Genomic DNA, 13,606 nt, shown 5'->3' on the forward strand with positions numbered 1-13,606 from the left:
GCAACCTCAAAAGTTGATCATCACGTGGCTTCAGTTCGACGATGCGCTCACCCACCTGCGAGGCCATGATCACCTGCGAGTTCGCGCGCGTGGTCCGGCTCGCTCCCCGAATTTTCGCGTCGTTCAGTCGGCAGGCCCCGCAAAGGTGAGGTCTCACCTCGCAGGTGGTACGCCTGCAGGGCGTCCGGCTTCGCATCGTTTGAGATCCCAGCCCATATCGTCGGATTTCATGCCCAGGCGGGTCGACCGGAATTCTTCCAAGGCTTGCTCATCGTCAAATTTAATTTATCGACACATCATCATATAGGATTCCTAATAAGGCTTACTGCACCCGATATTCAGTTTCTAGATTGCGTCAAACAACTCGGCCGGATCCCCCTCCCGGATCCTTCCTGCTCGCCCACCCACACATCGACCACCCGGGACTCGTGCTTACTGTGTGCTCTGATCGCCTTTTCCCCCTGTCACGAAGTATCGTTCTCAAAACGATTGAAGACGTGTTTTTTCCACAGAACGCCTGCCTGACTGAAATGAAGTTTCTTTGCCGCACATCAACTGTGTGGCGGTGAAACAGACGTGCACCGAAGGTGCCAGTACACGTCCGGGGTTTTCATCCAGGCGCCATCAGGTTTGCCGGACCGCGTCAATCGCCGCCATGACCCGCCTGAGCTGGACCTCGTTCAGAACGCAGTCACGGGCACTGAACGTTACCCCCTTTCTGGCATTCTCGTACATTGCACTTCTATCGCCATGTTTCAGAATCCAGTTGAGCGCGGTTTGGTTATCGATCTTGATTTGATGATGCGTCATATACGCAAAAGTACTGTCTGAGAGTGTCCCTTTCTTACCCGTGACGTCCACCGCATCGGTCAGCAAATCAATTCCCTTAAGGAGTTCAGGCTCCTGATGATGAACCGCCGGTGACGAAGCATCACTCGTGGCATCAGCCGTCGCTGACGAAGCATCACTCGTGGCATCAGCCGTCGCTGACGCACCTCCCGTCGCAATGTCTAATGCACTGCCCGTTGAAACGGCTGACGGGCTAACATTGTTGTTTTTTAACTTGCCCCCCCATTTATCAACCGCGTACCCGTTGGTTGCACTTGTGGGACCCTGGGTGACATAGTCAGCAGCGCCTTCGGCAATGACTTGAGCGCCTACCTTCTGGGCCGCTTTACTGACCGCTGTTCCAACAAGCTTGCCCGCCACATAGCCCGTTCCTTCACCAAACATGCTGAATGGAACATCCACCCAGGCATTTTCGGCATCTACGGTTCTGTCCGCGCTCAGCGCGCGAATCACCGATGGCACGGTGCTGGTTCCGACGGTGAGCGCCACACTCGTTCCGGCGTGGCCCAGAAATGCCCCGGCTTTTGCCAGTGCGCTGCCGGTCGCGGCAGCCGCACCGACGGGACCGCCGACGGGCAGGACACACACGCTGATCAGGGCGCCGTAGGCGCTGAGTTCATAAATGACCGTATCCTTCAATATTTCGCCCGATGATTTGAACAGATAGTCGGCATCCTCGCGCAGCTGGCTTCCGCGGTGTCTCCAGAGGTCCCCAGCATAATCGTCTGTGGTGTGTGACTTCAGATCTCCCCAGTCTTTGCTCCGGCCGCCGGTCCCGCCGGTCAGTTGCTGAGCGAGCGTGTGTTTAAAGAGGTTTTTCGTGTGCACCGCGCGACCATTGCTGACAGGCACTTCGACCTGGGCGGCGGCGTCCAGCGGGAGACCCGCGCGAATATGGGCAGCAAAACTCTGGGCCTCCGCTGCACTGCGAAAGTGGATCGTGGGCTGATTCTTGGTCAGCGTCCCTTCAAACACCCGGCCGTCACTGTAGGAGATATACAGCACTTTACTCTGCGCCCCTTTGAGAAGCGGGCCCCGGACAAGCACCATATTGCTCACCTTGTGCCCACCATACGTGAGCGTTTCAACCCGGCCTTGCTCGATCAGATGCCGATAATCGGCCCGGTCCGTGGCCCGGTCATCGCCCTGCAGATTGGGATGATTGTCGACAATCTGCGTCAGTCGCCACGACAGCAGGCCGGAGAACGCCGCTTTTGCCGACGACTGCTCGTACAGCGCATCCAGTTCCGACAGGTAGCTGTTCTGTAAATCCAGGGCTTCGATACCGTCCAGCAGCTCTTTGTATTCCTGACCATCGATGGTGAAGCGCATCATATAGGGCCGCAACGCCCCGGTGTCCTTTCGCCCGAACTCCCCGAAGGCAAACTCTTCCAGGCTGAGCTCACCCTCCTCCATGATCGCCGGCGTGAAATTTCCGACTAACAGGTGACGCAGGTTTAACGGATTTCTGTAGTAGTCGAGCTGACCGCGCGCACTGTTACGATCCTCATGTTCAAACGACACCCGGCTTTCCAGGGTGATATCCCGGTATTTTTCCGGATTCTGAGCCTTTAACTTGTCCAGCAGTGCGTTGACCTTCCGGCGCGTCCAGGCGTGTATGTTCAGCACATCCGTGTTGTTGATTGCCGCCAGGTTACGTCGCACCGCCTCCGGCAATACACTATCCCCGGCGTCCGTCGCAGCGCGTCGTGAACGCCCGGTGCGCTGCTCCTCGACATCGGACGATACCGGACGGGATGGCTTGGTGGTGGATGTCGCCGGCGTCGTGATGTCCGCGGTAGTCGGATGAGGCGTCCCTTCTGGCACCCTGTCTCGCAGGGCCTCGTGCAAAGCGGTACCTCCCCGGAAACCGGGCTCCACCCCGGCGAACGCCAGCGTCGTCGGCACCGCCCCCGTCACGGCTTTTGCGAACTGCTCCGGATGGGTCGCCGCACGGTACGCAGCCACAGGGGCTGCCAGGGGGAGCAGCAAAGACGACGGAACCAGTGAAGCCGCCGACAGCCCGACTTTCCCGGCGGTGCGGTTAATCAGCTGATGCTGCTGATATACCGGCTCGCGCTGCCCGGGACGCGTGGCTTTCCTGATGTCGTCGAGCCCCTTGTACCCGGCATAAATCGATAAGCCCTGCAGCGCATGCGCCGGGTGCATCAGGCGTCGGGCCGGCGCCATCGCCAGCCCTCCCACATTGGGCATCACGCCACCGGTGGCCGCCGACACACCAAGACTGGTTACCCCCGAGACGGTTTTCTGGACCACCTTACGGTGGAACGCCTCGCCCAGCGTTTCACTACGCGCCACAATGTCCGCCGGCGTCGGTGAAGGCAGTCGGGCGTCAAATTGCTGACTGCGGTACGCCTGCTCCATCCCCGCAATCAGTATCCGGTTATTCGGATCATGTGGCTGCCGTAACGTGGTCCGATCCGGGTCACTGAGCCGCTCACGCAGCTGCTGCAGAATACGCCGCTCGGCCTGCGGCGACCCGGCACCGAGTCGTGTCACCAGCTCACTCAGATCCTGAGCCATGTTTTTTTCCCGCCAGCGATAGCTGTAGGGTTTGCCCAGCAGCCGAACGGTTTCCGAGTACAGCGCCGCCAGCACTTTCTCAGCCTGATACGCCAGACTCCCTGCGGCTTTGCCCAGTTTCCCGACGGCCTGTTCTCCGTAGCTGCCCGTCGCCTCATTCCAGCGGGTGCTGTTCACCACCGTCACAAACTCACTCAGCCGCTCTTCGATCTTCAGGGACTGCCGATTCATCCGGTCCAGGTAACGCCTGGCCGCCGGGAACGACGACAGTGTTGCAGACAGGTGAGAACAACGCTCCCGAAAATCGTCTCCCACCAGGCTGTACAGATAGTGGGCCAGGTCCATGACGCCGTTTGTCTGTTCGACGAACGATTTCTCTGTCTCCTGTAACTTATGTTCCGAGCGCATCAGTCCCGTATCCTGATGCTGCATGTTCTCCAGCACCAGGGCCAGCCCCTCGCGAAGCCGCTGCTCGTCGGAAATCTGAGGCTGGCGGGCAATCGCCCGCCAGCGCAGCAGAGGCTCCACATCCGTTTCAGCCTCCTGCTCCCGACGCATCACGCGCTGCAATTTTTCCGCGGTTTCCGGCAGAGGACCCGCCAGAAACTGCAGCTGAGTGGCGGCCTCCTCCAGCGGCAACACCAGTGCGCCGAGCTGGGCACGATGATCCGCGTCCAGCCCGTTGGATACCGAAAAGAGCCGGTCCAGCTTGACATTCAGCGACATGTCCGCCTTCCTGACCCGGCTGCCCGCCATGCGGGCCAGCGAGGTCCCGCCGCGCCGCAGTTCCGACCACTTTTTGCTGGCGTAGCTTGTCACCGAGGCGTCCCGCCAGGATGCCGAAACCAGACGGCCGGCCGTTTTCAGATTGGTCATCACACCGGGGCGGATAGTCTGAATCACGGCTGCGGCCTGCCTGAGCGCCCACTCCCCCTCTTTCAGCGCCTCCAACAGAGGCCGGAAATTCGTCTTGAGCGCCGCGTCCGACCAGGAGCGCATGAGCGTACGCAGGTGGGCAGATTGATCGGCTGCCCGCTGCATGGTCTCCATCGTGGCGACCAGCGCCGTGGCCCGTTCCCGGCGGGCGGCCTTGGTCGTCCGACTCATCAGGGCCGCCAGCGCCGCTGTGATGGCGGGATCCTGACTGGCCACCTGTTTTAACTGTGCCGCCGTTTCCTGCACGCGAGGTTCCGTCACCGCGTCCGCGGACTCCGAAAGCTGCAGGACCTGACGCGCCAGCCCGGTCAGCACGTCCTGCTCCTGCGCAGGACTGGCATCACCGGACTCATGATGTTGCAAACGGATCGCCTGGGGCAATGCGTGCTCCGCCTCTGCCAGCGCCTGTTCGAGCTGGTTCAGGGTAGCGGGAATCTTGCCCCCAAGATAATCCCCCACCTGCGCTTCACCACGCTCAGCCCAGACTTGCGATCGTGCCAGCCGCAGTCTCTCACGGGCCACCTGCAGACCCAGCAGCGGCGCATGATAGCCTTCGTCGCGGGGCGCGGGCGCGGCCTGTACCGGTGTCGACGCGTCGCGGTCGTACAGCGTCGGGTTATAGCCCTTCGCCGCGTACTCGTCGAGCACGGCGAGCCGGTCCTCAATCTGCCGGGCAATATCCTCATCTTCTTCCCGGTGCACAGGGGCAGCCGACAGCGGCTCCGAGCGGTGGCGCAGATAATGGGTCAGCGAATTGACTCCGCCGCCCGACGGCGCATCAGGCGCCGCGTCCTGATAAGGGTTCACGTTGCGATGCATGCCGGTCGATGCCAGCTGTTTTTCTGTGTCATGCGCTTTCATCTCTGTTTCTCCTGCCTGTGCGATTCAGACCGTGACTGTCACACTCCTTTTTCACCCGCATTCCTGTTCTTTCGCCCCTGTAATCCAGTTTCTCCGGACCCTCTTTATCAGAAAGTTGTCGCCGGCTTAGTCCCTGCCTTTGTCCGGCGTGGCGCAAGCCTGACACTCCGTCAGCACCGCCTCCAGCTCCGACTCGTACAGCTGGCGCGACAGCCTGTCGGCCAGCAGCTCGTTCACCACCTGATAATCGGCCCCCTGCTTGAGCTGTGCATCCGTCACGAACATCCATCCGCTAATCGCCCTCAGGCTCACGCGGTACGTTCGAGCAGCATAAACTTGCGTCATCCCGTCACGCACCGCCTGAACCACCATCTTTCTCAGGTGCGCCTGCGTCGACTGGTCCAGTTTTCGAACATCGGTTTTCGCTTTCATACCCATCTAACACATCACGCCATATTTGGTGCACCCGTCAGTATCCGATTATTACATTCTCCATATACTTAGCATGCCAATCTTATAGACCAACAACCTGCCTTATCAATTAAACGCAGCATTATGCGGAACAACAGTGCGCCAATTCTGCGGATAATTATCTGAAAGACGCAATGACAGGAGCTGATCATCATGTGGCGTCAGCTCGATAATCCGCCCCCCCACCTGACAACCGATGATCACCTCCGAAGGCGCAACACGTTCTTTGGTCGCATCGTAGGCTTGCATCGTGATAAGCCGCAGTACGACTTCCGAGCTCGCGCGCTTGGTTCGACTTGCCCCCGAGTTGTCGCGTCGTCCAGTCGGCAGGCCCCGGAAGGCAGGGTTGTCGCCTAACGGGTTGTATGCCTGAAGGTCGTCTAGCTTTCCATATCTTGCTACCAGGTCAATATCGTCAGCCTTCATGCCCAAGTGTGTGGACAAGAATTCCTTCAAGCCCTGTTCATTATCAAATTTAACTTGTCGGCACGCCATCATGTAGACTTCCGAATAAGGTGTACTGCGCCCGACATTCAGTTTCTTGATTGCGTCAAACAACTCAGCCTGATCAACCTCCTGAGTCACACCCGGTCGAACGACCAGCACATCGACCGCTTGAGCATCATGTTTTCGGTTTGCCTTGATCGCTTTTGCCACTTGCCATGTCGTATCGTCCGCGAAGCGATTGAAGACTTGCTTGCGCACTGATACACCTGCCTGATCGGATCGATTCGCTGTCTGTCCCAGGGCGTCGAATGGCGAGTCTTGCATCGTGTGCGGCACGCTTCGCACGGACGACAATTTTTTCCAGGCTTCGAAGCGATAGCCGCCCTTCTGAGTCGAGCTCACCACCGAATGTGGATTGAATTCAGAAATGCGACTGGCAATCTTCTTGATGGGTTGCGCGGCGTAAATCATCCCGAACGGAACCGGATAATTGACCGTCATTCCGGTCGGAATACGATGTACATCGCCGCCACCCGCCTTATAATGCCCATGGGCCGAAACAATCAAACGTTGCACGGCGTTGTTGGCCGGCGACTGACTGGACTCAAACCCCGATACCAGTCTCAAATTCCCGATGTCGACGTGCCCAAGCGATAAGTCGATGGTCGATGCTCCAGCCGTCTCCGGCGTCACGCGCGTCTGCCGGAACACTTTCATATTGCCGATCGACTCCCCGTAAGGCACTTCCTTCAGCGTTCGAATCTTTTCACCCGCACGTCGCCATGCTTTCAACGCTGCCTCATGGCTACGCATGGCCTGCTCATACGCTTCGCCCGTATCAAACTGTGATGCGCTCGGCGCGACGGGCCTGGCACCTTGCACATCATCGGCCCGGTAAATAAAATCCTCGTTGACGTTACTCACGCGAAGCGCTTTCAGTGCAATCGGATTGCCTGACTTTCTATCCAATCGACGCATTTGCTTGGCATAGTTATGCCACTCCTTAATCAAACCTTTGTCAATCGCCTGAGCAACAGAAAATTGCTGATCGTAATCATCGGAAAAGTATGATTTTATTATTTTATCAATATCAAACCCACTATCATCCAGATATTTCATAAAATTCCCGATCCATATCCGATTTGCATTGGAACCCAAGTCTCTGGCAGAATATCCACTCACGTACTCAAATCCCATTTTTCTGGATATACTGTACGCAATGTAATCCGTAACAATTTCATCGAGATTTAGATTAATTCCCGGAAATATATCTTTATTCTTACTCACCAGATCCTGGAATCCACGTGAATTCTTCGAATAGGCATGAACCGCCTCATGAATCAGGGTGGAACGGCGCGCAACAACGTCCGCCTCACCGGACTTGAGCGAAAAATCAGGATGGTCCCACGCCATCAACACCTTCCCTTCACCAGTGGTATAGCCTGCAACCCACGTCGCGGGATCGTCCAGATCGGCGGGCGGAAGCGCTTCGGGTCGATCTCGCTTGAAGGCGTCGATCAACTCCGCCTCCTTCATCAGTTCAATCTTCAGTGACCGTGTCGGACGCGACAGTCCATGCTCCTGCATGAAGTCGCCGATCGCATCAGCCAACTTGGTCGTTTCCAGGAGTGCATCGGCTGTCCAGGGTGTGGACGTTCTTTCGGTGTGGGCTTCACGCCAAGGCAAGTCAATCGACTCAAAATCCCGGCTCCTCACGTCCACCGCTCGATAGGCAAGAGGTTCCCCATGCGCTACCTCGACGGGGTTGGCCTTGTAAGCACTATTGGCCTGGCGCATCTTTAATTCGTCAATGCGCACCTCCACGTCAATCTTCAACTCAAGCATAGGATCAGTGAGTTTTCCCATCGACACGTTCTGTGCGATACGCTTCAATTCAACATCGACTTGCTCACTGATCGCGTGCAAACCATCGATTTGACTCTCAATATTCTGCTCAGAGAGCTGCTTGATCCGCTTCGACTCGATCAGGCTCTTCAAACGAGAACCATTGTCCCCTTTGCGTATTCTATTAACCGTATTCTTGGAAAGACCCATTGCATTTACTTTATTGCCAACACTCTTTTCCTTGATCAAGCGTGCCAGACGCTTCTTGAACGCGGGATGAGCCAGTCGCTGCTTGAGCCGCTCGGATGTCTTGAACCAGCGGCGCACAGTCAAATCGGATTTGGCATTCAAGACCAGTTGCGCTGGTGTGCCAGCGAGCTTGTACCACGAAGCCTCCACCACCATATTTCCCGGTGTCGCATGGGCATGCGAGATCGCTTTATCGTTCAGTATGGTCGTCGACTTTGACGCTTGAAGCTTGATTGTGCTGGTCGAATGGGCCTGCTTCATTTTTTCAATCCAAGCCGCCTCGTCGCCAACGTATATCTCTCGAGGCGAAATACCGGGTATTCTGTCAAATTGACAAATCGTTGAGTCGGCAATATACGACACTCCCTGCCGACGGAATCGAACCGCAAAGTGGTTGATTGGCATGGCGTCGGCCGCAGTGCGCCAAAATAGCAACCGAACGACCTCGACATCCTGAAAATCAGGTCGAACCAGATCGAATATCTGGCGGGTCGCCAGCGCACACTTCTCCCTGGGCGTATCCAGGATGGTGCCGATGCCTGGCATGGATTCTATCTTTGACCTTAGATTTTGAATCGCATCACCCGACACCGAATCGACGCTCCGCATGCCTGTGCCCGTTTGCGCAATTCGGGTCAACTCCGCATCTGGAATATCATCTTTACCTTTTACCGCCTTTCCGATGCCCTCCGACCAATCTTCCAGATCCTTCATTCTGATCACCGGTGCGGATTTCCCTGGGTCGACACTCGGCATGAGCTGTGTCACTTTGCGCGTCATCATCTTTTTGAGTCGGGTGACGACAATCGGAGCAATCGTCTCCCCAGCCAGATCGAGAACCAAACCCAGTAGCAATGTCTTCATGGCCTCGCGCTTTTCTGCAAGGGTATTGGCATTCTCCATCCGAATGGCGTCCGGAATGGCGGACAGCAAGGCAAGTGCGACACCCATCACCGGACCGGTCGCCAGCGCCACCGGCATGCTGGTCAACATAAGCGTCAAACTCAATACATCGGCCACGGTGTCCCACGCATGTTCGGCCTTGCTCGTAATCGCCCAGTCCATGTCGTCATAGAAGGTGCGCATGGACTCGCCTAGCATGCTTTGGCCAAACGTGCCTGCCGAAAATGACTGGCGAGACAGATAGGGGTGTGCTTCAATCCTCGGCCGATACTGACTCAAGGGGATAAAAGTCGATTCGAAGGGCCGATTTTGCAGACTATCGAGTTCCTTGGCCGACATCCCTGCCTCGACCATCTTCAGCAAGGAAAAATCATCGGTTGTGACTTTGTCTTTGAAATTTACGCACTCTCCGTTATATAATGAATACACATATCCATTCAACTCAAACACGCCCGCAACCGTTATTTCTTTCGAACCCCGTCCATATACCACCCGCTTCAAACCAGACTCAAATTGCGTACCCTGATAGCTACCGGCATATTTCCCATGCCGACCGACCAGCCCCTTCGCCAGAATCAGCGTGATTCGACTTAGATCCTTGGCCCGATCAGATTTTATAAACTCCTCGTTGAATTTCTTGAAATCGCTCCAAATATCGCCATCAACCATCGACTTCCGAAATTCTTCCGGATAATCGTCCGGCCAATGAAATTCGAGATGAATCCAACCTTCGCTTTTTTGCTGCTTCAGATAGGAACGCGCGACAATCTTGGTCAACGGCCAACGCTCTTCTTTCGGTGGGTTGAATTGAAATCGATCGCCCACACCCGATGCTCCACGGCTCGCAGGAGCGGGAATGGTATAGGTCACCCGAATCTGCTCGCCGTGATATTCGCGGCTCATCCCCGTTTGTCGCATTTTCAGCGAAATCCATTGCTCGACGAAATCCTCTGGCGTATGCGCAATCGGGTCGAACCAGGATTGCAAGGCCGCTTCGGAATTGATGATCGGCAACGGTGTAGGTGAACCGCCCCACTCCTGACCCACCGTCTCTTTTGACGGGAATTTTTCAAGAAGCGTCGTCAGCTTTTTTGCTTCCAATGTTGCTGGATCGATGCTTGCAGCACGCGCCCTCAGCAACTCAATATAGCCAGAATCGACGTCTTCCGTTGAATTATTTTTATAATACTCAATCTCTTCATCCAGCAAATCGATATAATCCGCATACCCCTCTGTCGATGATAGCGTTTCGCGATTTAACCGTTCAACGAGCGTAGCAATATTGCCCTCTCTCGTTTGACGTTCGGACGGGAGCACGTTGATAGCCGACAGGTACCCATGAGCAAGCACGTCACTGGACTCGACAACGATTGCTGCGCGAACCCGCGCGCGCAATTCCTCCATGACCGCTATCGACGCGTCGGCCGAAGTCGCTGTATGGTCCGCCTGCCATTGACTCAGGATGCCATCGAGCAGGATCGTCAGATGTAAGGCGCTCCAGCGACGATCGGCGGCCGCTTCCTCATCCAGCAGGGTTCGCAGCGTCGCAGCCAGCCAAGTTTTCGCCGGCGCCCGGTTCGCCTCCGTCAGATCCTGGGCAAAATGTTCGACGAATGCCGCGCTTGTCATCGTTGCGACTTTCTTCGACACATCTGCTACGCCTCGCGGGGAGGCATTGTCCTTAGCGGAACGGCGCGCTCGATGATTCTCGAAGAAGGATAGCTTCGCGATGACCTCCTTCACCTCACCAGGCGACATTTCCTCAATCGCAGCAGAATCGGTCAAATGCAAAAGCCCCCACAAGCCGCCAGGTATTGCGACACCAAAGGTCAGTGCCGCCCAAGTCAGGCCATCAGGCGACCAGGGAGGGGACACGGGATCGCCAAGCGACTGAGCGGTGCTTTGGTAGGGGGAGGCCCGTTCGTCAAGCAACAAATGCTCCTGTGCGCTTTCGCCGGTCTGCCCTCCCCCTTTTGGGGGCGGCGCCCTGTATGCACGCCACACCGACGCCATGATCGCCAACAGACCAATCGACACCGACACGCCTGCCCCGATCTTCGCCGCCCGACGCCAGCCCGATTGACCTTCTGGCCCCCCCTCTTCCGGCGAACGAACCACCACAGCATCAGCGTCCCACGCCGCTTGTGCATCCGATTCCATTTCGCCTTCGTCATCCGACAGCGTTGGCTCGTCGACAGCCTTCAACTGTCGCATCGTGGCCAGAGAACGGTGTGGTTCATCAACGTGGGTTGCCTCGGACATGCCCTGAACCGATGGCCCCGAACTCGCCCCAACCGACGTCTGCGCGATCGTTGCCCAAGGCGCCCTGTACTGATCCGGTGCGGGGGCAGCACTGGCCCCCATCTGCATCGCAACGGCGCTCCCAAACTGGCTCAACCCCGAGTGCATCGCTTGCGCCGCCCAATCGGTGACCTGCTGCATCAATGCCTCGCGCAAGGCGCTCAGGGTCTGGCTAGAGCGCGCGCCGTCCTCCAGCGCCTCAATCAGCCCACTTCCCCACTCCAGCCACGATTGACCCGGGCCGCGCTCCACGGCCTGTCGATTCAACGCGACGCGAGCACCATGAAGCGCCGGAATAAGCGGAATCAGATCAATCACCTTGTCCAGATCGTGCTGATCCGAGCCCAGCCCGACATCTTTCAGCACGCGGGCAACCAGACGCAGCTTGCCCTCCATTTCGCGCATGTTGCCCGATTGAGCCGCCAGATAGATCTCCCGGGTCAAATGGCTATGCAAGATCACCATGCAACCCATGCGGGTCACAGGATCGCTGGCCTTGACCTGCGCGGCCAAATATCGCACCGACTCCCCAAAGCTCTGATGCTGACCAATTGCCATCGCCATGCGTAGCGAGCGCCCGTCGTTGTCGCGCGAGCCGAGCAACGTCAGTAGCTGGTCGCGCACTTCGCCCGCCGCGTTATTCAGGAGAATGTCGGGAATATCCTTGAGCTTCGTCTCGCGCGTGACACCCCGCAAGGTTTTCGCGATGAACGCCGCAATGGGCTTGGGGATCCCAAAGACCGCGCTGAAGTGGAGACTCAATTCGAATGTCACCGACCTCATACAATTCACTATGAAATCCGTAGATACCGCCCCTACCGTGTGAGCAAATACGGCTTTCGCGGCCTGCGCCCACGACGTTTGAGGCTGCGTCACCTTCATCAGCAACGCGAACAACTCGCGCGAAGTCCCGTCGTCTCCCAATATCTGACGCAGACTCTGCACCAACCACTCGGCGGGCGCGCCGCTCATCCCCGGCACCCGACTCAGCATCTGGAACAACCACGCCATCTGACGGACAAGCCCACCATCACGCGGAAACCTCACCGCATCAGATCCCACACCCACCAGGGTTCTGAGATAGTCCACCGTCTGCGCGCCCAGGATTCCCTCGGCCTGATCGAGCACCTGCGAGTCAGACAACGCCTCCATGATCCAGGCCAATTGTTCCGTCGGCGTACCGTCGCTCGGGTAAGCGCGCACGCGATAGAACTGACTCAATTCGTGACCCAGATTCAACCACAGTCGCAGTTGCGCCGGCCCCCACTGCTGTTGAGCCACGACCACGGCCAGGTAATCATGCCACTGCGCGCCTTCCGGCATGGACCACACGGCATGCACTTGTTCCAGCAGCATCCTGACCGGACGCACGGCCTGCCATATTTGATCGGGCATGGCCCCGCCGAACATCCGGCTGGTGACAGGGTTGGCCAGCAACGCTTCTACCCCTCGCACACTCTCTACAAGCTGGCCCAACCACGTCTGCTCCTCACCAATATGTTGGATCCGTTGCTCAAGGTCATCCCATGCTCCAACCGTCGCGTGCAGCGTCTCGCTCACCAACACCAAGTACGACTGCAACGGATGATCGTTACCCAGGCGCTGCTCGTCCAATACCTTGGCCAACCGGTCAATCTTCCACCGGTACGAGCCATTGCTCTCGTAAATCCCTTGCATCTCGCCATAAAGCTGCGCGGCCAGCGTGCCGTACCCAGCCGCCGGGCCATACCGCGAGCGAAGCACGCCGTCCAGAAGCTCCCGGACGACATCCCACACCAACTGCCAGGCAAGACGCTGCAGCAACGCCCGCACCGTACTTGGCCCGGTGTGCGTCGCACCTGCCGTATGGACAGCCACCGCTTCAGTCTGGTCCACGCGCGCGGCCCTGGCAGGGTCGAATATGGGCGCCTGTCGATCGATGCGCAGGCCATTCATCCGGATCAGTGGCGCGACGGGTGGGATAGACCGCGCCGTCAGCGGGAACAACGACGAAGCGGGAGGACGTGGAAAGGCACCCGTGCGCAGCGCCCCGCCCGGGACGGGAAAAGCGCCGGCTCTGTACCCAAGCGGATCGTCACCGTCGCCACCTGCCGCCCGCTCCGCCTCAGCGGCCTGCAATGACTTGCGCGGTGCCTGATCGGCCTGATCGTCATAACTGTTGCTTTTTCCCATTTTTGCCTCACCTGACAAACCACTGCCC

At 57.7% G+C, this 13,606-nt stretch carries 3 protein-coding genes; all 3 read right to left on the bottom strand.

Annotation, left to right across the window (positions count from 1 at the left end):
- Positions 1 to 624: 624 nt before the first annotated feature.
- The 3 genes from FPJ27_RS14915 to FPJ27_RS14925 all read right to left on the bottom strand — a co-directional run bounded on the left by FPJ27_RS14915 (position 625) and on the right by FPJ27_RS14925 (position 13,578).
- On the bottom strand, positions 625 to 5,190 hold the full coding sequence (locus FPJ27_RS14915; RefSeq protein ID WP_204421626.1) for a hypothetical protein: 4,566 nt from the start codon (positions 5,188 to 5,190) through the stop codon (positions 625 to 627).
- A 126-nt stretch (positions 5,191 to 5,316) separates the two neighbouring features.
- Positions 5,317 to 5,622 (bottom strand): hypothetical protein, encoded by a 306-nt coding sequence (locus tag FPJ27_RS14920; RefSeq protein ID WP_204421627.1) that lies wholly within the window; start codon positions 5,620 to 5,622, stop codon positions 5,317 to 5,319.
- Positions 5,623 to 5,727: 105 nt separating this feature from the next.
- A complete protein-coding gene (locus tag FPJ27_RS14925) occupies positions 5,728 to 13,578 on the bottom strand; it encodes a hypothetical protein (protein WP_204421628.1) in 7,851 nt (2,616 codons plus the stop codon).
- Positions 13,579 to 13,606 lie beyond the last annotated feature (28 nt).

Source organism: Burkholderia sp. MS455 (assembly GCF_016899445.1).
Classification (GTDB): domain Bacteria; phylum Pseudomonadota; class Gammaproteobacteria; order Burkholderiales; family Burkholderiaceae; genus Burkholderia; species Burkholderia pyrrocinia_C.